This window comes from Pseudomonas sp. GM49, assembly GCF_000282355.1.
Lineage (GTDB): Bacteria > Pseudomonadota > Gammaproteobacteria > Pseudomonadales > Pseudomonadaceae > Aquipseudomonas.
The window spans coordinates 53,931-77,484 of sequence record NZ_AKJL01000110.1; the positions used below are offsets into that span (position 1 = coordinate 53,931).

General features: G+C 55.3%; 24 protein-coding genes. 14 read left to right on the forward strand and 10 right to left on the reverse strand.

What is annotated here, in order from left to right; translation table 11 throughout:
- Nucleotides 1-334 precede the first annotated feature (334 nt).
- The 5 genes from PMI29_RS18285 to PMI29_RS18265 all read right to left on the reverse strand — a co-directional run bounded on the left by PMI29_RS18285 (nucleotide 335) and on the right by PMI29_RS18265 (nucleotide 5,188).
- Complete coding sequence (locus PMI29_RS18285) at nucleotides 335-1,207, reverse strand: LysR family transcriptional regulator (protein ID WP_007996856.1); 873 nt, start codon at nucleotides 1,205-1,207, stop codon at nucleotides 335-337.
- Nucleotides 1,208-1,353: 146 nt separating this feature from the next.
- Nucleotides 1,354-1,821 (reverse strand): RidA family protein, encoded by a 468-nt coding sequence (locus PMI29_RS18280; protein WP_007996857.1) that lies wholly within the window; start codon nucleotides 1,819-1,821, stop codon nucleotides 1,354-1,356.
- A gap of 15 nt (nucleotides 1,822-1,836) precedes the next feature.
- The gene (locus PMI29_RS18275; RefSeq protein ID WP_050548070.1) at nucleotides 1,837-2,976 is read right to left on the reverse strand and encodes a M20 family metallopeptidase; all 1,140 of its coding nucleotides are present in this window, start codon (nucleotides 2,974-2,976) and stop codon (nucleotides 1,837-1,839) included.
- Nucleotides 2,977-2,980: 4 nt separating this feature from the next.
- On the reverse strand, nucleotides 2,981-3,772 hold the full coding sequence (locus PMI29_RS18270; RefSeq protein WP_007996859.1) for a maleate cis-trans isomerase family protein: 792 nt from the start codon (nucleotides 3,770-3,772) through the stop codon (nucleotides 2,981-2,983).
- A gap of 12 nt (nucleotides 3,773-3,784) precedes the next feature.
- Nucleotides 3,785-5,188, reverse strand: coding sequence for an amino acid deaminase (locus PMI29_RS18265; protein WP_202948973.1), 1,404 nt, complete (start codon nucleotides 5,186-5,188; stop codon nucleotides 3,785-3,787).
- A 454-nt stretch (nucleotides 5,189-5,642) separates the two neighbouring features.
- Between PMI29_RS18265 and PMI29_RS18260 the strand changes: the two genes are divergently transcribed.
- The 4 genes from PMI29_RS18260 (at nucleotide 5,643) to PMI29_RS18245 (ending at nucleotide 9,869) form a co-directional block, all read left to right on the forward strand.
- The gene (locus PMI29_RS18260) at nucleotides 5,643-6,461 is read left to right on the forward strand and encodes an ABC transporter substrate-binding protein (RefSeq protein ID WP_007996861.1); all 819 of its coding nucleotides are present in this window, start codon (nucleotides 5,643-5,645) and stop codon (nucleotides 6,459-6,461) included.
- Nucleotides 6,462-6,533: 72 nt separating this feature from the next.
- Nucleotides 6,534-8,042, forward strand: a complete 1,509-nt coding sequence (locus PMI29_RS32830) for an amino acid ABC transporter permease/ATP-binding protein (RefSeq protein ID WP_443216449.1) — start codon at nucleotides 6,534-6,536, stop codon at nucleotides 8,040-8,042.
- Between the two features lie 26 nt (nucleotides 8,043-8,068).
- On the forward strand, nucleotides 8,069-9,442 hold the full coding sequence (locus PMI29_RS18250; protein WP_177323272.1) for an amidase: 1,374 nt from the start codon (nucleotides 8,069-8,071) through the stop codon (nucleotides 9,440-9,442).
- Between the two features lie 202 nt (nucleotides 9,443-9,644).
- Nucleotides 9,645-9,869, forward strand: coding sequence for a RidA family protein (locus tag PMI29_RS18245; RefSeq protein WP_274517871.1), 225 nt, complete (start codon nucleotides 9,645-9,647; stop codon nucleotides 9,867-9,869).
- Between the two features lie 328 nt (nucleotides 9,870-10,197).
- On the opposite strand, the gene PMI29_RS18240 is transcribed toward PMI29_RS18245, so the two are convergent.
- Nucleotides 10,198-10,959 (reverse strand): TOPRIM nucleotidyl transferase/hydrolase domain-containing protein, encoded by a 762-nt coding sequence (locus PMI29_RS18240; RefSeq protein WP_007996868.1) that lies wholly within the window; start codon nucleotides 10,957-10,959, stop codon nucleotides 10,198-10,200.
- Nucleotides 10,960-11,459: 500 nt separating this feature from the next.
- On the opposite strand from PMI29_RS18240, the gene PMI29_RS0130030 reads away from it, so the two are divergent.
- The 3 genes from PMI29_RS0130030 (at nucleotide 11,460) to PMI29_RS18230 (ending at nucleotide 12,721) form a co-directional block, all read left to right on the forward strand.
- Nucleotides 11,460-11,936 carry a YchJ family protein gene (locus PMI29_RS0130030; RefSeq protein ID WP_033052256.1) on the forward strand — a complete coding sequence of 159 codons (477 nt, stop codon included), beginning with the start codon at nucleotides 11,460-11,462 and terminating at the stop codon, nucleotides 11,934-11,936.
- An 87-nt stretch (nucleotides 11,937-12,023) separates the two neighbouring features.
- The gene (locus PMI29_RS18235) at nucleotides 12,024-12,518 is read left to right on the forward strand and encodes an LEA type 2 family protein (protein WP_007996870.1); all 495 of its coding nucleotides are present in this window, start codon (nucleotides 12,024-12,026) and stop codon (nucleotides 12,516-12,518) included.
- The gene (locus PMI29_RS18230; protein ID WP_007955014.1) at nucleotides 12,515-12,721 is read left to right on the forward strand and encodes an SEC-C metal-binding domain-containing protein; all 207 of its coding nucleotides are present in this window, start codon (nucleotides 12,515-12,517) and stop codon (nucleotides 12,719-12,721) included. Before PMI29_RS18235 ends, PMI29_RS18230 begins: the two co-directional genes overlap by 4 nt.
- A 160-nt stretch (nucleotides 12,722-12,881) precedes the next feature.
- Here PMI29_RS18230 and PMI29_RS18225 read toward each other — a convergent pair whose 3' ends face one another.
- Complete coding sequence (locus PMI29_RS18225; RefSeq protein ID WP_007996871.1) at nucleotides 12,882-13,436, reverse strand: cysteine hydrolase family protein; 555 nt, start codon at nucleotides 13,434-13,436, stop codon at nucleotides 12,882-12,884.
- 195 nt (nucleotides 13,437-13,631) lie between these two features.
- On the opposite strand from PMI29_RS18225, the gene PMI29_RS18220 reads away from it, so the two are divergent.
- From PMI29_RS18220 to PMI29_RS18195, 6 genes are all read left to right on the forward strand, one after another.
- On the forward strand, nucleotides 13,632-16,082 hold the full coding sequence (locus PMI29_RS18220; RefSeq protein ID WP_007996872.1) for a penicillin acylase family protein: 2,451 nt from the start codon (nucleotides 13,632-13,634) through the stop codon (nucleotides 16,080-16,082).
- 385 nt (nucleotides 16,083-16,467) lie between these two features.
- Nucleotides 16,468-17,250 (forward strand): transporter substrate-binding domain-containing protein, encoded by a 783-nt coding sequence (locus PMI29_RS18215; protein ID WP_007996874.1) that lies wholly within the window; start codon nucleotides 16,468-16,470, stop codon nucleotides 17,248-17,250.
- A gap of 56 nt (nucleotides 17,251-17,306) precedes the next feature.
- The gene (locus PMI29_RS18210) at nucleotides 17,307-18,035 is read left to right on the forward strand and encodes an ABC transporter permease (protein ID WP_007996876.1); all 729 of its coding nucleotides are present in this window, start codon (nucleotides 17,307-17,309) and stop codon (nucleotides 18,033-18,035) included.
- A complete protein-coding gene (locus PMI29_RS18205; protein ID WP_007996878.1) occupies nucleotides 18,032-18,742 on the forward strand; it encodes an ABC transporter permease in 711 nt (236 codons plus the stop codon). Before PMI29_RS18210 ends, PMI29_RS18205 begins: the two co-directional genes overlap by 4 nt.
- Nucleotides 18,743-18,769: 27 nt before the next feature.
- On the forward strand, nucleotides 18,770-19,888 hold the full coding sequence (locus PMI29_RS18200) for a succinylglutamate desuccinylase/aspartoacylase family protein (protein ID WP_007996880.1): 1,119 nt from the start codon (nucleotides 18,770-18,772) through the stop codon (nucleotides 19,886-19,888).
- 13 nt (nucleotides 19,889-19,901) lie between these two features.
- Nucleotides 19,902-20,666, forward strand: coding sequence for an ABC transporter ATP-binding protein (locus PMI29_RS18195; RefSeq protein ID WP_007996881.1), 765 nt, complete (start codon nucleotides 19,902-19,904; stop codon nucleotides 20,664-20,666).
- A 145-nt stretch (nucleotides 20,667-20,811) separates the two neighbouring features.
- Here the strand turns inward: PMI29_RS18195 and PMI29_RS18190 are convergent, their stop codons facing one another.
- The gene (locus PMI29_RS18190) at nucleotides 20,812-21,021 is read right to left on the reverse strand and encodes a hypothetical protein (RefSeq protein WP_007996883.1); all 210 of its coding nucleotides are present in this window, start codon (nucleotides 21,019-21,021) and stop codon (nucleotides 20,812-20,814) included.
- A gap of 107 nt (nucleotides 21,022-21,128) precedes the next feature.
- Nucleotides 21,129-21,695 (reverse strand): dCTP deaminase, encoded by a 567-nt coding sequence (dcd, locus tag PMI29_RS18185; protein ID WP_007940589.1) that lies wholly within the window; start codon nucleotides 21,693-21,695, stop codon nucleotides 21,129-21,131.
- A gap of 353 nt (nucleotides 21,696-22,048) precedes the next feature.
- Here dcd and PMI29_RS18180 point away from each other — a divergent pair, with 353 nt between their 5' ends.
- Entirely contained in the window at nucleotides 22,049-22,258 is a 210-nt protein-coding gene (locus PMI29_RS18180) for a cold-shock protein (RefSeq protein ID WP_002554837.1), read from the forward strand.
- A gap of 149 nt (nucleotides 22,259-22,407) precedes the next feature.
- Here the strand turns inward: PMI29_RS18180 and PMI29_RS18175 are convergent, their stop codons facing one another.
- Nucleotides 22,408-23,415, reverse strand: a complete 1,008-nt coding sequence (locus PMI29_RS18175) for a DUF481 domain-containing protein (protein WP_007996886.1) — start codon at nucleotides 23,413-23,415, stop codon at nucleotides 22,408-22,410.
- Between the last annotated feature and the right edge of the window lie 139 nt (nucleotides 23,416-23,554).

Here is a 23,554-nt window from a genome sequence, read left to right on the forward strand (position 1 = left end):
GTGGGGTGCAAGTGGTCGGGGGTATTGAACAGGCGGCGAAGGCTGAGATCGGACAGGTGTCTGGGCGCAATCCAAAAGCGCTCTCTAGGCAACAAAAACTGCTTGAGCTAGCTAAGCAGGGAGACAGATAAAACATAAAAATGAAAAGCGCTCTGCTAGGACCCTTTGTGGTCAACATGTCTAACGCTAACGGCCTGTTCGAGAATGTTGAGACTTGGTTGGCTAGGTGATTTTATTTTGGTCAGGCCCTATATCGAATAGCTCTCTTGAGGAGATGGATTAGCCGTTTTGCAGGTTTTCCTCAGCAGTTCTGCGAGCGGTTAACCGCTGCTTATCACGCGTCCCTCTTCACGCAGACAGTAAGCAGCCACTGACAAAATTTCGACACGAGTCGATTACTCTGCTTCTCGCTTATAAGGTAATAACCTTGGTCATCAAGTATCGCGATGTCCGACAACACGATTAGATCTCCCCGCATAATCTCCCGCCGAAACACCTCGACTGGACAAAGTGTTACGCCGTGTCCTGCAATTACGGCAGTCGATAGCAAATTGAAGTCCTGGTAGATCGGCCCACGCGTCAATCCGGTCGGCGCCAACTCAGCTTTAGCGAACCACTCCTCCCAGTCGGCGACTGTCTCGTCATAGAGCAGATGGGCGCCGTTAAGTCGTTCGTCGACACCAGTTCTTCGGAGATAATCAGGGCTAGCGACTGGTTTGTTGATGCGCGAAAAGAGTTTGACTACTTCAGCCGCATCGGTGACGTCACTGCGATTGTTGATCAAGATGTCATGCATTTCAGGGTCGAACTCCTGAAACGCAGTGGCGTAAGACACATGAATTTCAATATCCGGAAACACCTCCGCAAACTCTGGCAGTGCTGGTATCAGCCACCGTGCCGCGATTGATGGTACGCACGCGACAGTGAGACTTTTCTTATCTTTTCGACGACGCAGCGACTGGCTGACAAGGGCAATCGACGAGAGTGAAGGAGCGACGGTTTTGTACAGTTCCAATCCTGCCGGGGTCAGCACCACACCTCGCCCGGATCGCTCGAACAGCTTCCGCCCCATCCAATCTTCCAACCGCTTCATCTGTCCACTGATAGCCGCGTGCGTAATGTTCAATTCATCACCCGCTTTCGAGAGGCTTGAATGGCGGGCCGCGGCCTCGAATGCTTGAAGCGTGTTAAGAGGCGGCAAAATCATTTTAATGAGCCTACATATAGTCATTTAAACGTGATTTCAGACTATCCGCCCCCCAATTTCTTTGCAAGCATGCGCCTTTTGAGTGTTCTCTCAAGGCGCATGCAATACTTGCGGGTAGTCGGTATTGGAGCTACAAGAATCGGCCACTAGGGCCCCACTTGTAGAATCGCTTCGATCTCAACCGTCATGCCTTGAGGCAAGGAGCCCACTCCTACCGCAGAGCGCGCGTGGCGGCCAGGTTCCCCGAGCACCTCGACAAGTAAATCAGAGCAGCCATTGATCACTTGTGGATGACGATCGAAATCCGCGGTTGCATTGACCATTCCAAATACCTTGACCACGGCCTTCACGCGCGACAGTTTTCCAAGAGACTCTTTAGCAACGGCTAACAAATGCAGGCCTGTTAATCGTGCATCCGCATAGGCTTGCTCGACGCTGACGTCACTACCAACTTTGCCGGCACGGTAACTCCCATTGGGCTCCCGTGGGCCTTGGCCGGAGATATACAACAAGTCTCCAACAAAGCGTGTCGAGATATAAGAAAATTGAGGGGGTACAGTTGTCGGCAGCTCAAGTCCCATCGCCGCCAATCTTTCTTCTGGTAATTCCGTCATTTGATCAAGCTCCCTTTAACTTAAGTATGTGCGAGCGATGCGTTCAAAAATTAGAGCTGAGGTTTCGAGCTTTTCTATATCGACATATTCATTAATGGCTCCGCTCATCCCGATCTCGCCGGGGCCGACGATGACCATGGGCAAACCAAGGGCTGGGCAAATGATGGCCGCATCGGTGTAGTACCCAACCCCCCCAGGGCCCAAATCACTACCTGTTTCTTCACGGTAAGCGGCGACGCAAAGTTCAACGAATGGATGGTCGTCAGGCGTGTCGACTGCAGGCTTGTGATCCAATATCTCCAAGCTGATGTACGGCCCAGCAATAGCCTGAAATTGAGCGAGTACAGCTTCTGCAGAAGGACCAGGCGCCATGCGAATATCGATATCAGCCGATGCGCTGGATGGGACGAACGCGGCCTCGTGGCCGCCGCGAATTACGCCAACGTTGATAGTCGGAGGCTTGACGTGGCGGTGTTCGGGCACATCCAGCGTTAGATCGTAGACTTTGTCCAGATAGCGAGCGAGTCGGATGATTGCGTTACCTCGATCACCTGTGCGGTCTTCAGTAAACGCATTGTGCGTGTAATCGCCGGTCGCTGTAGCGCGTAACCACAGGGCACCTTTTTCCGTTACTAGTGGTCGGTTACCCGACGGCTCGCTAATCAACAATGCACCAACGCCATCGAGATGCCCATCTGCAACAAGGCGTTTGGCGCCGAGGCAGTCGGAGTTTTCCGCCGCCGAAAAGGTGAGTACGAGATCGCCTTTAAGGGGGGTGCCCGAGCGGGCGATCGCGATCATCGCCATGGTCATTGCTGCCATTCCACCTTTCATGTCAGCGGTGCCCCGGCCGTACAGGCGACCATCACGCATCTCGCCAGCAAAGGGGTCGACTGACCACTTTTTGAGGTCGACATCGATCGTGTCGAAATGGGCGGAGAACGCGAGACCAGGCTTTTCCCCCGTACCCTTAAGTCGCGCCACTAAGTTGGTGCGATGCGGCAAAATCTCATAAACAATCGAGCCAATACCTTCTTCTCTGAGCTTTGCAGCGACAACGGAAGCTGCTTTTACTTCGTTGCCAGGCGGATAAATTGTGTTTTGCGCAATCAAGGCACGAGTAAGTTCCAGAGTTTCACTCATTTTTATAGTCATCTGATCACCACATTTCGCGAAGTAAACGGCCGTAGCCATTAATAGGGGTACTCCAACCAGCAAGAGTCAGGGCATGCCAGAAAGATGCTTGGTTGCTTGTAACCACGGGCAACCCGGTCTCGGCTTCGAGCATTTCAATTTCGCTCAGGGCCTTGGTGACGGTGCACGAAATGAAGATCGCATCTGCCCCGGCTAGATCGGACTGGCGTACGGCATCCACATAGACAGAAGCAGGGACGCTGCCGATGGCGTCATCAGTGTCACAGCCGATGGCACGGACTGAAGTGAATTGCAGGCCGCCTTCCGAAAGGAATTTGCACACATTGGCGGTCATCTCCATGGTGTAGGGTGTCACCAAAACAATCTTTTTTGCCCCTAGACGACGCAATGCAGCAAGTGAGGCGGTGGCTGGATTGGTGGTTGCGAGTCCTGGCCGACCTCGCGCCACTCTCGCGGCGATTTGATCAGGTCCGATCAAGGTTGAGGCAGCTGTACAACCGAAGACGACTGCATCGAGCCGGGTATCAGGGATGATGAGCTTGACCGCTTCTTCGATCTCGTCCTGCAACGCGGTCAAAGTTCGATCGCTATTCGGTGTCTCCAGATAGATTCGAGTCGAATACACACCAATGTCATCGCCGGGCACGAGCTTATGGAAATCGCGCTCGATAACTGGGTCGGTAGACAGAACAATCAACCCAATGCGCGCCTTAGTCCCATAAGGCTGTTCTAGATGACTGGGCAGATGCATCAGGATGTCAGCAGAATGATCGGGTTGCGTTTGTTCATTCAACATAAAAAGTCCTCCTCAAAAGAAAGTGCGAACCGCACCGGTGACGCGGTAGTTGTCATCGACTAATAAAAGGCAGCGCCATTTATCGAAAGTCGTGCAGACATGGGAGATTCCGAAACCCACCAGGTCGCCAACGCTAAGAGGCGAGTCCGGAGGGATATCAAGGTATGCATGCTGGTCATTGAGTTTCGTGACCCGGTGGCCAGCGGGTAGCGGAGCTGGGGCAGACATCACTCCAGGTCGAAGCCATTTGAGAGGCGTTGGCAGATCCCAATCGTAGGAAATGTCGCGCTTGCCCAAGGTAGCGAAGGCAAGGCCCGATTCAGGGCGAGACTGAATCGCTGCCCAGATTTCCAGTGCTGCTTGGAGTGGGTGACCCACTTCCCGTGCTGTCTTTGAGCGCTCGACCAATCGGTGATATGCACGCTCGTAAGCGATGCTATCGTGAGCGATATAGCATCCAGAGCGGATGACTACGTTAGCTGGTCGACGTGTTTTAAGGGCGCTCAATGCTTCACCAACTATGTCGAAATATTCAGATCCACCAGCAGTCAGCAATATCTCGTCAGAGGAAAACAGGTTTTCAGCATCGCAGCGCGACGTGAGATCGCACATACTCGCCATCATGTCTGAGACGGCTTCTTCACGTTCCAGATGGGAGGTGCCTGGAGCAATGCCTTCGTAGCACTCAATGCCGCTTAACACTAGCCATGGCCCTTGGTCACGAACATGGCGCGCCAGCGACAGAGCTTGGTTTACCGTGCGGATCCCCGTACGCCCACTCCATGCCCCCATTTCTAGTAATACATTAATGGTGGCATTGCCCCTCGCCTTGGCGGCCTCTGCAAGGGCATCGACCCCCTCTTGGCTATCGATCAGGCAATGGAATACTAAATCAGGGTGAGCCTCCTGAATATCCAGGATGAGGCGAATGTTTTCGGTGCCAACTAGTTGATTCGCAAGAATTACGCGACGGATTCCCACACCTGCTAAAAATGCGACCTGCTGAGCCGTGGCAGCGGTAATTCCCCACGCACCGTCTTCCATTTGCATCTGAAAAATTTCAGGTGACATCACCGTTTTGCCATGCGGCGCGATCTTCAAACCGGATAAGTCGAGGAAGCGATGCATCCAGTCTCGATTGGCGCTAATAGCTGCCGTTTTAAGCAAGGCTACCGGCATAGGCAAGTTATCTTCGAGCAGTGATAGACCTGCTGAGCCGAGGTCGGAGTAGGAGCCCTTAAATGACTCTGGTACACCCTTACAAAACTCAGGTTTATCAGCGGCGTAGACCACAAGTTTCCTGGTCAGGATTTCCGCGTTATAAGCACGAGAACTGTGATGACGTTGCGACATAATATTAATCCACGTCGAGTTTAATTCGGCGGAAGAGTCGCCGCCGACGATCAAACTATCCACGTAAATACAATTCGAGAAAATCAATAATTGCTGTTGGACTTGTTAGCAATGGTTATAGCTGGCCAGTTACCGAAGAGGTGCCTACCTACCAGTCAGACCTTCCTGGGCGCAGCTACTAGGCACGGGCTGGGTGTTTTAGGCGTGGGCTGGGTGTTCTATAGAACCTTTGATTTTATTCGACTGCTCATCTGCCTAATCCACGCATCAAAGGAGGCTGCACCAAAGCTGTGCATTTTTATCAATAGGTAAGCACAGGTTACATATCTGTCGGTTTTTTTAGTTTGTGCCTAATCCTAGGCGTGGTCATGATCTTCAGGACAGCGAATGCGAAGGAGGAACGCGAGATAGAATTTGGTTTTCGCCAACCATCATTGTTTGCGCTTTGGCCCATCAATAGCGGCCCTTGGGCAATACATACTTTCCCTGAAGACAAGCTATGTAGAGGACAACAAAAATGAATAACAAACTCACATCAACGCTGGTAGCGCTATTTTTTTCGCTTGGTGCTGGGGCTGCTGTTGCAGCGGACCTGACCGGAAAGACGATTCGAGTCGGTGGAGATTTGACTTATCCTCCGTACGACTACTTCCTTGATAAAAAACCAGCGGGATTTGACCCGGAGTTCATGCAGCTCCTAGCGGATGCCGGTGGATTCAAAGTGGCATCGGTAGACACCCGTTTTGAGAACCTTGTCATCGGCGTGAGCGGCAACAAGTTTGATGTGATTGCGTCCGCTCTTTATATCAATCCCGAGCGTTCTCGACAGATCGCCTTCATTCCCTATATGAAAACAGGGATTTCAATTGCTGTCTTGTCAACCAGTAGTTTCAAGCCACTTACTCCAGAGGAGTTTTGCGGTAAGCGTATTGGCTTTATCAAAGGCGCTGCCTATAAACCGAAATTAGAGCAATTGTCCAAGGAATTGTGCGCCCCCAAAGGGACGATAATCGATATTCGAGAATTTCCAAGCTCACCTGAAGCTACTCAAGCCCTGCTTTCGGGCAACATCGACGCACAAACCGATGACTCTGCAGTTATCAAAATGGCTGTTGAAAAGACGTCCGGGCGAGTGATGATTTCAAGCAAGGAAAACATCTTCCCCGTGCTTGGCGGGCTTGGGCTCAACAAAAACAACGTCGATCTCAAAGCTGGCTTGGAAGCGGCATTCGCCAAAATAAAAGCCAATGGTAAATATTACGAACTTCTCAAGGCCTATAACATTTCCGAGCCAAGCCCGGATGAGGTAGCAAAAGTCCTTGCGTCAGAAAATTGATTGCAGCACTTTGTTGTTACGCAACTTCAGGTCATCTGAAGTTGCGGATGTTATCGTGTTAGGGGATGACTAGTGATGATTGATTTACAATATATATTCACATTGCTGCTGGATGCTGATTTTTGGTTGGCAAGTATTAATGTCGTAACCTTGAGTATTTTGACTTGGGGTGCCGGATTATTGCTAGGCCTATGCCTGGCACTTGCAAAGGAATCATCGACACTGGCAGTGCGCAAGGCGGCTGAAGTCTATGTTTGGTTCTTTCGCAGCCTCCCTCTATTAGTCTTATTGATTTTTGTTTACAACTTACCGCAACTTATTCCACAGCTGCAAGGAGCATTATCTAATCCTTTTGCCGCGGGCCTAATCGCTATGATAGCGAGTGAAACGGCCTATATGGCGGAGATTTACCGCGGAGGTCTTATTGGTGTGCCGAAAGGACAGCAGGAGGCCGGGCGTGCTCTTGGGATTCGTTATTTAGGAAGACTCAGACTTATTGTTGTTCCGCAGGCGTTTCGTATCGCACTACCTAGCTTGTCGAACGAATTCATTACGATCGTTAAGCTGACCTCTTTGGTTTCAGTCATTTCTTTGAATGAGTTGCTTCTGGTAGGGCAACGGCTTTACACTCAAAATTTCAAGGTTATTGACACGTTAATCGTAGTTGCTTTGTATTACGTTCTAATCGTTAGCGTATTCAGTTTTCTTGTTGCGCGTCTTGAGGCATGGCTGGACGTTTCGCTACGCCGACAGAAACAAACTTTGGCCGATCCTAGCTTACCAATAGAAAATGCGACTCCAACTGCAAGCATTCGACCACTGCGAAAGCTAAAAACGTCACTTGTAATCGACATGCACGGAATATCAAAATCCTTTGGTTCAAAACGTGTATTGAACGATGTTTCGCTCGATGTCCATGAAGGAGAGGTAATCAGTATTATTGGGCCGTCCGGCTCTGGAAAAACCACGCTAATTCGTACTATCAATGCTTTGCAAGATATTGATGGAGGCGCAATTGTTTTTGATGGTAAGCCTTGGCTTGGCGCCCCAGAAGGGCACTACCAAATGGCTGGTGATTTCCATAGCCGGATTATGGACATCGGTATGGTGTTCCAAAATTTCAACTTGTTTCCTCATCTCAGCATCCTTGACAACGTGATGATGGCGCCGATCTATCATCGGCGGGGCAATCGCGACGTAATTCGTGAGAAAGCCTTGGCTGCACTGCGTAAAGTCGACATGCAGAGCCATGCGAACAAGTTCCCACATCAATTGTCTGGCGGGCAGCAACAGCGTGTTGCGATCGCCCGAGCCCTGGCGATGGAACCTCGCATCATGCTGTTTGATGAGCCAACCTCCGCCCTAGATCCTGAACTTGTAAACGAAGTACTACGCGTAATTGAGAAGCTTGCTGACGAAGGTATGACCATGGTCATCGTGACCCATGAAATGCGATTTGCACGCAAGATTTCTGATCGGATCGTGTTCATGGAGAACGGTGCGATAGTTACCAAGGGCGCTCCTGAAAGCCTTTTTGGTGAAACGGACAGCCGACTCGCCGCCTTCCTATCACAGGCTTGATGGTTATCATGAATAGGTATTCCGGTATGGCGCATTCACTCGGCATAAAACCAATCAGCTCATTAGTCAACGACATAGCGACGGGATGGACGAGTAGTGTCCAATTGGTCAGCGATGCACTGGAACGTATTGAACGTCATCTCCATGACGGTGGTTGTGCATATGTGGATGTGGATCGTGAGGCCGCCATGAGGGCTGCGAGAACCAGTGATATGGATCGGGCAGCCGGTCGGGAATTATCCCCACTGGCCGGTTTGCCCATTTCGATCAAGGATCTCTTCGACGTCAGGGGTCAGGTGACTACAGCTGGATCATCGCTGCTGGCACAAGCTCCACCTGCGTTAGATGATGCATTCGCTGTGGCGCGCCTGCGCGCCGCAGGTGCTGTGATGTTGGGTCGAACCAACATGAGCGAGTTCGCTTTCTCAGGACTAGGCCTCAATCCACATTACGGCACGCCCGTGAATCCTTACGACAATGATCGGATCGCTGGTGGTTCAAGTTCAGGAGCTGCAGTTAGTGTCGCGCTCGATATGGCGGTCGCCGGACTCGGCACTGATACGGGTGGTTCCTTACGGATACCAGCAGCATTTTGCGCCTTGGTCGGTTTCAAGCCAACTGCATCGCGGGTGCCTACTTTGGGGACGCTGCCTTTGGCAGAAAGCCTAGACTCGATCGGTGCAATAGCGCATAGCGTGGCAGATTGCATCTTGCTGGATCAGGTGCTTTCAGGCCAATTGCTTGATACACGGCCTGCAAATCTAAGGGGATTACGTGTGGCGGTAACACGGGACTTTGTCTTGGATAATCTTGATCGTGAAGTAGGCGCTGCGTTTGAACGCGTGCTGAAATTGCTTAACGATGCTGGGGCTGTCATTCACTGGTTTGATTTTTCAGAGCTTTGCGAGTTGCCGAGCATTAATGAGTCAGGTGGACTGACTGCTGCGGAGTCTTGGAACTTTCATCAGCACTGGCTACAAAGCGAACTCGATACAAGATACGACCCACGTGTAGCCCAGCGAATCCGACGGGGAGCGTCGCTGAGCGCCGCAGATTACCTTGAATTGATAGGTCATCGGCGTCGTTTATCAGAAGAGGCAAAGGCTCGCTTAAGCGATTTTGACGTCTGGTTGATGCCCACCGTTGCATGCACGGCGCCGCTATTGAAAGAACTTGAAAAGAACGACGAGCTTTTTTTTGCCACCAATGCACTAGTACTTCGCAACACCAGCGTCATCAACTTCATCGATGGTTGCGCTATTAGTGTACCGTGCCATCTCCCGGGGGAGCTTGCTATTGGACTGAGCATTTGTGGTTTGAATGGTCATGACGCGAGGGTCCTTCAGGCTGCACGAAGCATTGAAGTATTACTTTCCGAGTACCTGTCCGTGCCCCACTGATCAAACGTCACCCTGCAGGAGCCTGATGTACCAGCAACTTACGTAAACACCCAGCAGATTTGATTGAGAGGGCAGCATGTAAAAGGAAAAGGCGTATTCCGATTTCATCCATCAGGATGGCTGGATCTCTTTTTCTGGCAAAGCGGGCGCTATGGCTCATGGCTCGGTGCCGGATGACTTCGTGGAGTAGGCCGATCAAGCGATCCTAAACCTGAAAGCAGTAATGGCGACGGCAGATTGCACCGTGGACAACTTGGTGAAGGTGACCATCTTCCTGACTAGCATGGACGACTACGTTGCGTTCAACGAAATCTATATCTGTCACTTCCCTGGCCGTCGCCCAGCTCGCTCTTGTGTGGCGATCTCCGGCCTGCCGCAGAATGCCAAAGTCGAAATTGAAGCTGCGGGTTATGTCAGGAAAGGCTGAGGGCGTTTAGAAAACCAGTTTTATCCCTAATCAACACTTTAGGGGTTTAAGGCTTGAGGTTCTGACTGGCTCTTCCCAGGCAGAACTCTCAAGCCTTCATTTTTAGCCTGAAAAAAGCCGAGCGCTGCCAAAGATAGACTCGACTGGGCGGCGGTTTGGCACCAAGTAGTTAACGTATCAATGGCTGCTTATGGCTGCTGTCTGTCCTCTCGACCGGAGTGGGGCGGGAGCACACGGTAGAAGGCGACCGCCCTTGCCCCATGGCTACCCAGCAGGCGCGATCACATACCCCTTGGTTGTGCAGTCGTTGAGCTTGATCGCCAGTTCATCAGACACGCTCTGACCACTCCCAAAGCTTGCTGAGTTCAAGCGCAAGGTTCTTCTTGCCGAAGGCAGCGTCTTGGAAGGCTGGACAGATAGCCTTGAACCACAAATCGCCTCTGGTGGTGTCCTTGAACCAACCAGAGTTTTTCGCCGTTACACCGATAGCGGACCGTAGCTTGGGGCTTTCCGTCCACGAGCCAATATCTTTGTCCAGGTTTTCCAGAAGCTGTGATCGCACCTGGTCGTATACAGGGTAAACCAGCTCATCTTGAGCGAGCGTCACACTGGCCAATACATCGTCCCAAGGCAGATCTTGGAAAGCTCGCTCTTCAAGTGAAAGCTTGTCGCTCCACACATAGGTCGGAATCCCCAATGCAACAAGCTCTGCCGCATCGGCAGTAGAAAACTGCTTCTCCGCGTCGCCATCAGCTAGCACCGACACGTCATAGCAAAGTGATTTAAAAGCTTTCGCCAGTGCTTTCACTTTGCTGGCTCCCTTCGCGTCCAGTAGCGCTACGCCGTGGAACGAAAACGGATCTTTTTCGTTCTCTATCTGGTAGTCGTCAAAGCCTCTCAGGAAGCCCACCTCAGTAGCGCCCTCGCACACTATGACCTTCTTCGCCAGGAATGCCTCCGTGCTCGAGCGAATCTTGCCCTGAACCTCGTGTTCTTCGAGCCCCTTCTGAGCAGCAGAAATGATCTGAACCACACCGCCCTTGCTGTGGACGATGTAAAGGTCCTTCACCGTGAGTTCGCGCAGCACCATGGGCGAATGGGTTGTCAGGAAATATTGTCCGCGCTTATCTTCCCTAATGTGCTTAATGAGGCGGGTGATTCGATGCGGCTCACCTATGAAAAATGGCAAACTCTTGATGTAACGATCCGACTCGCTCTCTTAGGCTCAGAAAGGAACGGCCATCCTAGTGAGCTGGTTCGCACTGTAGTGCGTCTTGCCATCCCAACGCTGCGCACTGATTTTTAACCGTCATCAGTCCGACTGGAAACGAACAAGAGTGAGTCGAAATCGAGACCTCGGAAGGCTAACCGGCACTTGGGGTGCAGAACCTCCAAACATAAATGGCCGTCATGGCCTAGCCTCCACTTCAGACGAGCTCAAAATGAAAGGTTACTATGGAATTGCAATTGTGCAGATTGGCAACCACTCACTCGTTACACGCGTAAAAAACATAAAAAAAGTTAAATTAGGTAAGTGACTGATTTATGGAAGATAAAACACATGTAACTGTTAGTAAGGCTCCGGAATGGTTGAGTACATCCATTTGCCCTTGCGGCAGCGGCACCCTGCTCGATGCCTGCTGCGGTCATTACCATGCCGGGCACCCGGCACCATGCGCAGAAGCCTTGATGCGCTCGCGCTACAGCGCCTACGTGCTGGGGTTGGTCGACTATCTGGTGGCCACCACCCTGCCCGCCCAACAGGCCGGCCTGGATCGTCAATCGATCAGCGACTGGAGCTCGCAAAGTACGTGGCTGGGGCTTGAGGTGGAAAGCTCCGAAGTGCTGGGCGGCCAGCCCGAACACGCTTTCGTGACTTTCACCGCGCGGTGGCACGACAGCAACGGCGAGCACAGCCACCGCGAGCGTTCGTCATTTGTGCAAAACACCGGCCGCTGGTATTTCATCGACCCCACCGTGCCGCTCAAGCTCGGACGCAATGACGCCTGTCCGTGCGCGAGTGGGCAGAAGTTCAAGAAGTGTTGTGCGGGGTATTTCAGCAGTTAGGACATGGAATGCCTGTCCACCCCGCAGGAGCTGCCGAAGGCTGCGATCTTTTGGGTCTAGACTGTGGCTCAAGGGAGAAACACTACGATGATCATCCGGCGCGGTGCACTTTATCTACTCACTTTGTTCCTGACACTCGGACTCGGTGGCTGTGCATCGTGGTTCGACGACGACTTGCCGGACCCCGAAGTCCATCTGGTGAAGATCGAGGTGGTCAGCGCCAAACTGCTGGAACAGAAATTCCTCCTGCATTTTCGCATCGACAACCCCAACGACAGCGACCTGACCGTGCGCAGTCTGGAGTACCGCGTTCACCTGGGTGACATACTGCTGGCCGACGGCGAGTACGAACACTGGTTCACCATCGGCCCCAGGCACAGCACTTACTTCAAGGTGCCGATCCGCACCAACCTGTGGTCCAAGGTCCGTGAAATGGCCAAACTGCTGAAAAAATCCGATCAGCCCATTCCCTATCGTCTGGAAGGTGAACTGGAAACCGGTATATTCATCGCCCACTACGTGCACCTGGCGCGCAATGGCGTGATAATCGCCGCCGATTTAATTCCGGAGCAACACCGATGACCCAGCAACCCCATGTCCACGGCCCTGACTGTAACCACGATCATGACCATCACCACCATGATCACGACCACGGCCATGTCCACGGTCCGAACTGCGGCCACGCTCACCAGGAACCGGTGCGCAACGCCCTGAAAGACGTCGGCCGCAACGATCCGTGCCCATGCGGCAACGGCAAGAAATTCAAGAAGTGCCACGGCGCCTGATGCTTCGGGCGGATATCGATATCGCCTGTTGAATCACCGCATCCTCCTGTGGGAGCGAGCTTGCTCGCGATGACGGCAGCACATTAACTATCAATGTGTCAGTCAGACCGCCATCGTCGGAACGCCGCCCGGAGCAAGCTTGCTCCTACAGGTTTTTCAGTCAGCCTTTTAGTACACATGCACTGCTGACCACCGTCGCATACTCGCCATGCAAATTCCCCAGCGACATCGCATGCACCTCTTCAGCGCGATGGGCATGGCCGAAAAAATCAACCTTGTCGAAGGTAAAGCACGCATCCTCGGCCACCCACGTATCAAACCCCAGGTTGCCCGCGGTGCGCGCCGTGGACTCCACCGAGTTGTGGGTCGCGACGCCCACGATGATCAACTGCCCGATCCCCGCCTCGCGCAACTGCGCCTCCAGCCCCGTTGAACAAAACGCATCCGGCACCTGCTTCTGGATCAGGCGTTCACCGGCCATTGGCTGAAACCGCTGCTGAAACTCCACCCCCGACTGCTGCGGCCAGAACACCGAGTCCACTGAGCGGGACAGGTGCTGCACATGGATCACCGGCCGAGCGGTGCGCCGCCAATGGCCGAGCAATTCCAGCATGCGCGCTTCGGCTTCTGGATTATTCCTGCGGCCGAGCTTTGGATGCAGAATGCCTTTTTGTTGATCGATGATGATCAGTGCCGCGTTTGTCTTGAGCTCCATGCCGACTGTTCTCCTGGATTGTTGACCGAGTCGCACTTCAACATCTCCCATTGCGACCGGCAAGGGCTGCGATTTTTTGGGTTTATCAGACAAATCCTGAAATAACCTTGTACCCCGCTTGCACGGCCACCTCCTGCTCACTAACGTAGCGCCTTTATTGCGCGCCGCCGCCTCTACCCCCGCAGGAGCTTTGCCATGGCCTCGCCAGCCCTTACTCATTTTCTACCCCGGTTCGGCGTTGCCGCAGCAGTGGCCGGCGTCTTGAGCCTGACCGGTTGTCAGAGCTTCAACGCCCAGGACACCCTCCCGCCGACCTCCGGCGTGCAACCGCTCAAGGGCTTGGCGCAGAACGTTTCGGTGCGCCGCAATGCCATGGGCATGCCGCTGATCGAAAGCAACAGCTTCCACGACGCGCTGTTCACCCTCGGTTACGTGCATGCCAGCGACCGCATCACGCAGATGGTCACCCTGCGCCTGCTGGCCCAGGGCCGATTGGCCGAGATGCACGGTGCAGACCTTCTGGATGCCGACCGCTACATGCGGGCGGTCAACCTGAAGAAAAGTGCCGGCGAGTTGTACAAGGCCTCTTCGCCGCGCCTCAAGCGTTTCTTCGAAGTCTATGCGCGGGGAGTCAACGCCTACCTGTTCCGCTACCGCGACAAGCTGCCAGCGGATCTGGCCGCCACCGGCTACCAGCCTGAATACTGGCAACCGGAAGATTCGGCGCTGATTTTCTGCCTGTTGAACTTCAGCCAATCGACCAACCTGCCGGAAGAAATTTCCTCGCTGGTACTGGCCCAGACCGTCACCACCGACAAACTGGCATGGCTGACGCCGTCGGCTCCCGACGAAAAACTGCCGGTCGCCGAAAGCGAAAAACTGCAAGGCATCAAGCTCAACGGGCAAGTGCCGGGGCTGGCCGAACTCAGCAAAGCCACGGGGCAACTGTCGGACCTGAACCTGCTGGGCGCCACCTCGTCGAACAACTGGGCCATCGCCCCGCAACGCAGCCGCAGTGGCAAGAGCCTGCTGGCCAGTGACAGTCACGGCCCGCTGGGCGTGCCTTCGTTGTTCAGTTACGTGCAGATTCACACGCCGAAGTATCAGGCGTCCGGCGTGACCATCGCGGGCCTGCCGATGGTGCTTGGCGGTTTCAACGGTAAAGTGGCGTGGAGCATGACGTCCGTGATGGGCGACAACCAGGACCTGTTCCTGGAGAAGATCAAACGCCAGGGCAACGGGCTCACCTACGAAAACGCCGGGAAGTGGCAACCGGCGATCGTGCGTAACGAAACCTACTTCGTAAAAGGCCAACGGCCGATTCGCGAAGCTGTGTACGAAACCCGCCATGGCCCGCTGCTCAACAGCGCCCAGGGCACCACGCTGGCCAATGGTTTCGGCCTGGCCTTGCAGACGCCGAGTTTCACCGATGACAAATCCCTGGACGCGTTCTTCGACCTGTCCCGCGCCCAGAGCGTAGAGAAAGCCTCGGATGCCAGCCGCGAAATCCGCGCCATTGCGCTGAACCTGGTGTTTGCCGACGCGAGCCACATCGGCTGGCAAGTCACCGGTCGTTACCCGAACCGCCGCGAAGGCGAAGGCCTGCTGCCCTCGCCGGGCTGGGAAGGTCGTTACGACTGGGACGGTTATGCCGACCCGATGCTGCACCCGTACGACCAGGACCCGGCCCAAGGCTGGCTCGGCACCGCCAACCAGCGAGTCATTCCCCATGGCTACGGCATGCAGTTGTCCAATTCCTGGGCCGCTCCGGAGCGCGGCGAGCGCCTGGCCGAACTGGCCGGCGCAGGTAAACACGACAGCCGCAGCCTGATCGCCATGCAATACGACCAGACCACTACCTTCGCTGCCAAGCTGAAGAAAATGTTCGAAGCGCCGGGCATGGCCCAGCCGCTCAAACAAGCCATCGACGCTTTGCCCGCGGCCGATCGCGCCAAGGCACACGAAGCCTACAGCCGCTTGATGGCGTTTGACGGCAAGCTCAACCCGACCTCCACCGATGCGGCAATCTACGAACTGTTCCTGCAGGAAAGCACCCGGCAGATCTTTCTCGACGAACTGGGCCCGCAAAGCAGCCCGGCGTGGAAGGCCTTTGTCGCCGACGGCAAGTTGTCCTACGCGGCCCAGGCCGATCACTTGCTGGGGCGTGAGGACAGCCCGTTCTGGGATGACGTGCGCACCGCGCAAAAAGAAGACAAACCGGCCATCCTCGCTCGCAGCCTCGCCGCAGCGATCAGCGCAGGCGACAGCCAGTTGGGCGGTGATCACAAAGCCTGGCAGTGGGGCAAACTGCATCGCTATGAATGGAAGAACACCAGCGGCCAGACCGTACGCGGTCCGCTGCCGGCAGGTGGCGATCACACCACGCTCAACACCGCTGCCTTTACCTGGGGCCAGGACTTCAACACCACGCTGGCGCCAGCCATGCGCTTTATCGTCGACTTCGGCCAGTCCGAACCGCTGATGGCGCAGAACGGCACCGGCCAGTCCGGCAACCCGGCCAGCCCGAACTACCTCAACAGCATCGAACCGTGGCTCAAGGGCCAGTACATGAGCCTGCCGATGCAGCCACAGAACTTCGACAACACCTATGGCAAGGCACGGTTGACGCTGACTCCAGGTAAATGACCGCCAATGTGGGAGCGAGCTTGCTCCCACAGGTGGTTGTCATTGCCCCCCAACTTCTCGCCCCGCGCCAACCTCATTCCGCGGATGTTGCGCTGGCGCGAGGACAAGTCGGTCGACGAAGCCGATAGTTTGACGACCCTGTAAAATCTGCTCAGCCAAGACTTTTTCTCATACCGGATTTTTTTCTTTTTGAGCCGAATGAGTGCGGCCATTTCCCTGCGCCCGTTTTCGTGCATAAATCTGTCTCCGACCATTCTCCAAGCACCTTTTAAAACGCTTGTTCGGCACTCTGGTTCGGAAATTGCTACTTTCAATAGGTCTTACGCTTTCCAGTAACAATAATTCTGCGCCACAAGCGCTCATATTGGTTCTTAGGGATTGAATAATGAAAAAAGCATTGCTGACCCTTTCTGCACTGGCGTTGTGCATGGCTGCTGGCTCCGCCATGGCGAAGGAGTACAAAGAACTGCGTTTCGGCGTTGACCCTTCCTACGCACCGTTTGAGTCAAAAGCGGCCGATGGCAGCCTGGTAGGCTTCGACATCGATCTGGGGAACGCGATCTGCGCCGAGCTGAAGGTCAAGTGCAAGTGGGTCGAAAGTGACTTCGATGGCATGATTCCGGGCCTCAAAGCCAATAAATTCGACGGTGTGATCTCGTCGATGACCGTGACCCCGGCCCGTGAAAAAGTCATCGACTTCTCCAGCGAGCTGTTTTCCGGCCCAACCGCTTACGTGTCCAAGAAAGGTTCCGGCGTGACCGCAGACGTCGCGTCCCTCAAGGGCAAAACCGTCGGCTACGAACAAGGCACCATTCAGGAAGCCTATGCCAAAGCCATTCTGGACAAGGCCGGCGTAAAAACCCAGGCCTACGCCAACCAGGATCAGGTCTACGCTGACTTGACTTCCGGTCGTCTCGATGCAGGGATCCAGGACATGCTGCAAGCCGAACTGGGCTTCCTGAAGTCGCCACAGGGTGCCGACTACGAAGTCAGCAAGCCGGTCGACAATGAACTGCTGCCGGCCAAAACAGCGGTCGGTATTAAGAAAGGTAACACCGAGCTGAAAGCACTTTTGGATAAAGGTATCAAAGCGTTACACGATGATGGCACCTACGCCACCATTCAGAAGAAACACTTTGGCGATCTGAATCTGTACAGCGGCAAATAATGCCCGGCGCCCATCTCGCGATGGGCGCTTTTTTCATCCGATCAGGTTGCTGATTTATGTTCGAAAACCTACTGGAAAATCTGGGGCTCTCTGCGTTCAGCCTCAAGGGCTTCGGTCCGCTGCTGATGCAAGGCACCTGGATGACGATCAAGTTGTCGGCGTTGTCGCTGTTGTTGGCCGTGTTGCTCGGGCTGCTCGGCGCCAGTGCCAAGTTGTCAAAAGCCAAACTGATGCGCGTGCCTGCCCAGCTCTACACCACCCTCATTCGCGGCGTTCCGGACCTGGTCCTGATGCTGCTGATTTTCTATAGCCTGCAAACCTGGCTGACATCGTTCACCGATTTCATGGAATGGGAATACATCGAGATCAACCCGTTCAGTGCCGGGGTCATTACCCTGGGCTTCATCTACGGTGCGTATTTCACCGAAACCTTCCGTGGCGCGATTCTCGCAGTCCCGCGGGGTCAGGTCGAAGCGGCCACCGCCTACGGCCTCAAGCGCGGCCAGCGTTTCTGGATCGTGGTGTTCCCACAGATGATGCGTTATGCCCTGCCGGGTATCGGCAACAACTGGATGGTGATGCTCAAGGCCACCGCGCTGGTGTCGATCATCGGCCTGGCCGATCTGGTCAAGGCTGCCCAGGACGCCGGTAAAAGCAGCTATCAGCTGTTTTATTTCCTGGTACTTGCCGCGCTGATCTACCTGGTGATCACCAGCGCATCCAACGTCATCCTGCGCTGGCTCGAACGTCGTTACTCCGCCGGGACCCGGGAGGCCGTACGATGATCGAACTCCTGCAGGAATACTGGAAACCCTTCCTCTATAGCGACGGCAACAACATCACCGGCCTGGCCATGACCATGTGGCTGCTCAGCGCTTCGATCTTCTTCGGTTTTATCGTGTCGATCCCGCTGTCCATCGCCCGTGTATCGCCGCACTTCCACATCCGTTGGCCGGTGCAGTTCTATACCTACCTGTTCCGTGGCACGCCGCTCTATATCCAGTTATTGATCTGTTACACGGGGATCTACAGCCTGGCCGCCATTCGGGCCCAGCCAATACTGGACGCATTCTTTCGCGATGCAATGAACTGCACGATCCTGGCCTTCGCCCTGAACACCTGCGCCTACACGACGGAGATCTTCGCCGGGGCGATTCGCAGCATGAACCACGGTGAAGTCGAAGCGGCCAAGGCTTACGGTCTGACCGGCTGGAAGCTGTATGCCTACGTGATCATGCCATCGGCCTTGCGTCGCTCGTTGCCGTACTACAGCAACGAAGTGATTCTGATGCTGCACTCGACCACCGTGGCCTTCACCGCGACCATCCCGGACATCCTGAAAGTCGCGCGGGACGCCAACTCGGCGACCTTCCTGACCTTCCAGTCGTTCGGCATTGCCGCGCTGATCTACCTGACCGTCACTTTTGCGCTGGTAGGCCTGTTCCGCCTTGCCGAACGTCGATGGCTGGCCTTCCTCGGGCCGACCCACTAGGTCTCAACCTGCTTCAGGAAACAACAGATGCGCCACCAGAAACATGACCTGCTGGCCCCGCTGCCGGGGACCGCACGACAGATCCACAGTTTTCACTTCGGCCCACAACCGGCCAACGGCAAGATCTACATCCAGGCCTCCCTGCACGCCGACGAAATGCCCGGCATGCTGGTGGCCTGGCACCTCAAGCAACGCCTGGCGGAGCTGGAAGCCGCCGGTCGCCTGCGCAGCGAAATCGTACTGGTGCCCATCGCCAACCCGGTAGGTCTGGAACAGGTACTGATGGATGTGCCGCTGGGCCGCTACGAGCTGGAAAGCGGCCAGAACTTCAACCGCTGGTTCGTCGACCTCAGTGAAGAAGTCGGCAACGCGATCGAGGGCAAGCTCGGTGACGATCCGCAGCACAACCAGCAATTGGTGCGCAGCAGCCTGCGCGATGCGCTGGCCCGGCAGACCGCCGACACCCAATTGCAATCCCTGCGCCTGACCTTGCAACGGCTGGCCTGCGACGCCGACATGGTGCTCGACCTGCATTGCGATTTCGAAGCGGTTACACACCTCTACACAACACCTGAAGCCTGGCCGCAGGTCGAACCGCTGGGCCGCTACATCGGCGCCGAGGCCAGCCTGCTGGCAACCGATTCCGGTGGCCAATCGTTCGACGAATGCTTCACCCTGCTCTGGTGGCAGTTGAAGGAGCGCTTCGGCGAGCACTTCGACATTCCGCCGGGGAGTTTTTCGGTGACCGTCGAACTGCGCGGACAGGGCGACGTCAACCACCCGCTGGCCAGCCTCGATTGCCAGGCACTGATCGATTACCTGATCCATTTCGGCGCGATCGCCGGCGAACCCGCGCCCCTGCCCGACCTGCCCTATCCGGCGACACCGCTGGCCGGTGTAGAACCGGTGGCCACGCCCGTCGGCGGGCTACTGGTGTTCACCGCGTTGCCGGGCCAGTACCTGGAAGCCGGGCAACTGATCGCCGAGATAATTGATCCGGTCAACGATCGCGTCACTCCCGTTCATTGCTCCGCCGCCGGGTTGATGTACGCCCGTTCGCTGCGCCGCATGGCCACTGCTGGCATGGTGATTGCCCACGTCGCGGGCACCGAAGCCTATCGCAGCGGCTACCTACTTTCGCCTTGAGGATGCACGCCCCATGTACAAATTGACCATCGAAGGGCTGCATAAAAGCTATGGCGACCATGAAGTCCTCAAAGGTGTTTCGCTCAAGGCCAGGACCGGCGACGTCATCAGCCTGATCGGTGCCAGCGGCTCGGGTAAAAGTACCTTTCTGCGTTGCATCAACTTCCTGGAACAACCCAACGACGGCGCCATGAGCCTCGACGGGCAGAGCATCCGAATGATCAAGGATCGTCACGGCATGCACGTGGCCGACGCCAATGAACTACAGCGGATTCGCACCCGCCTGGCCATGGTGTTCCAGCACTTCAACCTGTGGAGCCACATGACGGTGCTGGAAAACATCACCATGGCCCCGCGCCGGGTGCTGGGCTGCGACAGGAAAGAAGCCGAGGACCGCGCCCGGCGCTACCTCGACAAGGTGGGGCTGGCCGCCCGTGTGGCGGACCAATACCCGGCCTTCCTGTCCGGCGGTCAGCAACAACGGGTAGCGATTGCCCGCGCACTGGCCATGGAGCCGGAAGTCATGCTGTTCGACGAACCGACTTCGGCCCTGGACCCGGAACTGGTGGGTGAAGTGCTCAAGGTGATCCAGGGCCTGGCCGAAGAAGGCCGGACCATGATCATGGTGACCCACGAAATGAGTTTTGCCCGCAAAGTGTCGAGCCAGGTGCTGTTTCTGCACCAGGGCCTGGTGGAGGAAGAAGGCGCGCCGGAAGACGTGCTGGGCAATCCGAAAAGCGAGCGGTTGAAGCAGTTCCTTAGTGGCAACCTGAAATAACGTCTACAGAAAAACCTGTGGGAGCGGGCTTGCTCGCGAACGCGGTGTGTCAGACAACGCACATGTTGAATGTCAGACCGTATTCGTCGGATCGCCGCCCGGAACAAGCTCGCTCCTACACATTTGATCGGTCGCGTATGGTCTGTCAGACAACAGGCGCAGGCGGTGGCTCATCCGGCAAAGTGGGTTCACCAGGCTCCATCGGCTCTTCGTTCGGGGTATCGGGATCAGGCTGACCGGGGATGCCTCCTGACATGCTGACGGGCGGATGTGCCAACAAGGACCAGGCCAGAATGCCAACCTGATTGGGTTCAAGCCTTGCCAGTTCGGCACTGATTCGCGGATCGATCTTCATTCGGCACTCCTGAGCGATGGCCCGACCCGCCTTGCGCGGATCGGAACAGTACACCCCATAGAGTGTACGCCCGCTCAGTAATTCCCGGCATTTGTCAGACGGTTGACTCAGGTACGAGGCAGGGTCACGCCACGCTGGCCCTGATACTTGCCGCCACGGTCCTTGTAAGACACTTCACATTCTTCGTCAGACTCAAGGAACAGCATCTGCGCCACGCCTTCGTTGGCGTAGATTTTCGCCGGCAGATTGGTGGTGTTGGAGAACTCCAGGGTCACGTGACCTTCCCACTCAGGCTCGAGCGGCGTGACATTGACGATGATGCCGCAGCGCGCGTAGGTGCTTTTACCCAGGCAAATGGTCAATACATTGCGCGGAATGCGGAAGTACTCGACGGTGCTGGCCAGGGCGAAGGAGTTCGGTGGAATGATGCACACGTCGCTGTGGATGTCGACGAAGCTGCCGGCATCGAAGTTTTTCGGGTCGACGATGGCCGAATTGATGTTGGTGAACACTTTGAAATGATTAGTGCAACGCACATCGTAGCCGTAGCTCGACACGCCGTAGGAGATGACGCGGCTATCGTCGCTGCCGCGCATCTGACGCTCGACGAAAGGTTCGATCATGCCGTGTTCCTGCGCCATGCGGCGAATCCACTTGTCCGATTTGATGCTCATGGCGGGTGTCCTGAATAGCGGGGTCGAAAAATTCTGTCCGGCATCTTACCGGGCGCGCCGCCGGGTTCAAAGTCCGCGGTGCAATTCTCGCCGAACAGGCAGGAATTACCTGCGCCGGCGACGAACCGTCACACCGCCGATCCTTAAAACAGAGAAACCTGCGCAAGAAGCATTGGCACGTCCCGGAAAAAGGGTTAAGGTGGCGTCACTGTGCTGCTTGTGTCACTGAGAATCTCTACACGATATGTTGAATTTCGATCCAACCATCTACAAGAATTTTTCCTGCTCTTTGCACTCAGTCTCGGCCAGGGTTCTTCCTGAGTCGCAGTTATCTTTGTTCAAGGAGTTACACCATGTCTAATCGCCAAACCGGTACCGTTAAGTGGTTCAACGATGAAAAAGGCTTCGGCTTCATCACTCCACAATCCGGTGACGACCTGTTCGTTCACTTCAAAGCTATCCAGTCCGACGGCTTCAAAAGCCTGAAAGAAGGCCAACAGGTTTCTTTCATCGCTACCCGCGGTCAGAAAGGCATGCAAGCTGAAGAAGTTCAAGTTATCTAACTTGTACTTGCTTTAGTAAAAAGCCCCGCCCTCAACAGCGGGGCTTTTTTGTGGGAGAGTGTTTTGTCCACACAAAAAAGATCGCCGCCTTCGACAGCTCCTGCGTTTACCTTGCAGGAGCTGCCGAAGGCGGCGATCTTTTGATGTTCTTACCAGGCCACGCCAAACCCGGCGGTGTACCTGGTCTTGTCCAGATCCGCGTCGTCGGTGCCACTGATTATGTCCCGCTCCGCCTTCAGGTTCAGCGAAGCCCAGTCAGTCACCTTGTAGCGCAACCCCATCTCGGCATCGAGTGCGTAGTCGGCCACACCCGACAGCGGCTTAGCGACCTCACCATTGGTAAAGAACTCGACACGCTTGCCGATCAGGTAGCGGTTGTAATCCCACTTCATGGCCAGGGCATAGAAATTGTCCTTGCTGCCATCGGAGAATTCATAGTCCGTGCGGTTGACCAGCGAGCCCAGGGAGAACGCCCCGAGTTCGTCATCCCAGAACTGATAGCCGGGACCGGTACCGACGGTGCGCTGCCGGGAAAGGTCTTCGACCTTGTCGCGCTTGTAGACCAGGCGCCCCTGCCAGAACCATTGCTCGGTCAGGAATCGGTCGATGGAGTACTCGGCCCGCCAGTTGTCCGTGGTCACCACGTCGTCCTGAAACTCACGGTTGTATTCACCTTCAGCGGTGTGCCGCCAGCGACCGTGACGCGCACTGGTCTTGAAATCGATGTCGTAGTCATCGGTGTCGTTTTCCGCCCGCTGATAATCCAGTGCGATATCGACGTTGCCTTTCCACACCAGATCCTCGACCACCGGTTTTGGCTTGAGAATCTGCTGAATGCTTGCCAGCTCGACCGTCTTCGGTGCTTCGCCATTGGCCAGTGTGACCTTGCCAGCGTCCGCCGCTTTCAGCGACTTGGCTTTCTCGCCACTGTAGGCATCCTGCTTGACCAGCAGCTCCTGATCGCTATCCAGGGTCTTGACCTGTTTCCAGTCGATCGTCACCGCACCGGCGTACTCGGTCTGGATCAGCAGCTTGCCGCCATCGAACAGCGTGATCTTGCCACTCAGCTTGTCACCGTTGTTCAACCACACGGTATCGGCTAGCAAGGGAGTGGAAGTACCAAGGACGGCGAGACACAGCAGGGATCTGGACAACATAAGCAAAACACGGGCTCAGGCTTGCGAAAAAAGTCGGCATTATCCGTAGGAACAAGGCCCTGACAAGGACTGACCCGACTATTTCTCTTGAGTTCATTTCTCAACTGCCTGTGCAGGAATTACTCTACAGACGGTAAAG

What these genes read in the sequence shown, in the direction of transcription:
- PMI29_RS18285 (WP_007996856.1), bottom strand. Translation starts at nt 1,207, where the DNA reads ATGATTTTGCCGCCTCTTAACACGCTTCAAGCATTCGAGGCCGCGGCC.
- PMI29_RS18280 (WP_007996857.1), bottom strand. Translation starts at nt 1,821, where the DNA reads ATGACGGAATTACCAGAAGAAAGATTGGCGGCGATGGGACTTGAGCTG.
- PMI29_RS18275 (WP_050548070.1), bottom strand. Translation starts at nt 2,976, where the DNA reads ATGACTATAAAAATGAGTGAAACTCTGGAACTTACTCGTGCCTTGATT.
- PMI29_RS18270 (WP_007996859.1), bottom strand. Translation starts at nt 3,772, where the DNA reads ATGTTGAATGAACAAACGCAACCCGATCATTCTGCTGACATCCTGATG.
- PMI29_RS18260 (WP_007996861.1), top strand. Translation starts at nt 5,643, where the DNA reads ATGAATAACAAACTCACATCAACGCTGGTAGCGCTATTTTTTTCGCTT.
- PMI29_RS18250 (WP_177323272.1), top strand. Translation starts at nt 8,069, where the DNA reads ATGGCGCATTCACTCGGCATAAAACCAATCAGCTCATTAGTCAACGAC.
- PMI29_RS18240 (WP_007996868.1), bottom strand. Translation starts at nt 10,959, where the DNA reads ATGGTGCTGCGCGAACTCACGGTGAAGGACCTTTACATCGTCCACAGC.
- PMI29_RS18235 (WP_007996870.1), top strand. Translation starts at nt 12,024, where the DNA reads ATGATCATCCGGCGCGGTGCACTTTATCTACTCACTTTGTTCCTGACA.
- PMI29_RS18230 (WP_007955014.1), top strand. Translation starts at nt 12,515, where the DNA reads ATGACCCAGCAACCCCATGTCCACGGCCCTGACTGTAACCACGATCAT.
- PMI29_RS18225 (WP_007996871.1), bottom strand. Translation starts at nt 13,436, where the DNA reads ATGGAGCTCAAGACAAACGCGGCACTGATCATCATCGATCAACAAAAA.
- PMI29_RS18220 (WP_007996872.1), top strand. Translation starts at nt 13,632, where the DNA reads ATGGCCTCGCCAGCCCTTACTCATTTTCTACCCCGGTTCGGCGTTGCC.
- PMI29_RS18215 (WP_007996874.1), top strand. Translation starts at nt 16,468, where the DNA reads ATGAAAAAAGCATTGCTGACCCTTTCTGCACTGGCGTTGTGCATGGCT.
- PMI29_RS18210 (WP_007996876.1), top strand. Translation starts at nt 17,307, where the DNA reads ATGTTCGAAAACCTACTGGAAAATCTGGGGCTCTCTGCGTTCAGCCTC.
- PMI29_RS18205 (WP_007996878.1), top strand. Translation starts at nt 18,032, where the DNA reads ATGATCGAACTCCTGCAGGAATACTGGAAACCCTTCCTCTATAGCGAC.
- PMI29_RS18200 (WP_007996880.1), top strand. Translation starts at nt 18,770, where the DNA reads ATGCGCCACCAGAAACATGACCTGCTGGCCCCGCTGCCGGGGACCGCA.
- PMI29_RS18195 (WP_007996881.1), top strand. Translation starts at nt 19,902, where the DNA reads ATGTACAAATTGACCATCGAAGGGCTGCATAAAAGCTATGGCGACCAT.
- PMI29_RS18190 (WP_007996883.1), bottom strand. Translation starts at nt 21,021, where the DNA reads ATGAAGATCGATCCGCGAATCAGTGCCGAACTGGCAAGGCTTGAACCC.
- dcd (WP_007940589.1), bottom strand. Translation starts at nt 21,695, where the DNA reads ATGAGCATCAAATCGGACAAGTGGATTCGCCGCATGGCGCAGGAACAC.
- PMI29_RS18180 (WP_002554837.1), top strand. Translation starts at nt 22,049, where the DNA reads ATGTCTAATCGCCAAACCGGTACCGTTAAGTGGTTCAACGATGAAAAA.
- PMI29_RS18175 (WP_007996886.1), bottom strand. Translation starts at nt 23,415, where the DNA reads ATGTTGTCCAGATCCCTGCTGTGTCTCGCCGTCCTTGGTACTTCCACT.